We start from the raw sequence: 312 nt of genomic DNA, 5'->3' as shown, positions 1-312 counted from the left end.
TGAAAGTCCCTCCGAAAAGGAAGGGAAATACAACCCCGGAGTTCACATCCACCTCACCCAAATCCCTCAATGAAAGTCCCTCCGAAAAGGAAGGGAAATACATTTGAGATGTGTGCGGCCTCTAGCTTATTCGCGCCCTCAATGAAAGTCCCTCCGAAAAGGAAGGGAAATCTCCGATAGCAAGACCTCCACTAGATTCTGTTACACCCCCCTCAATGAAAGTCCCTCCGAAAAGGAAGGGAAATGCAAACTTCAGTGCGCGACCCTTTCGGCTCAAATTCCCCTCAATGAAAGTCCCTCCGAAAAGGAAGG

Origin of the sequence: Rothia sp. HMSC075F09 (assembly GCF_001810515.1) — a bacterium.
Lineage (GTDB): Bacteria > Actinomycetota > Actinomycetes > Actinomycetales > Micrococcaceae > Rothia.
The sequence above is the reverse complement of the archived record's forward strand: the minus strand, read 5'-3'. Positions refer to the sequence as shown.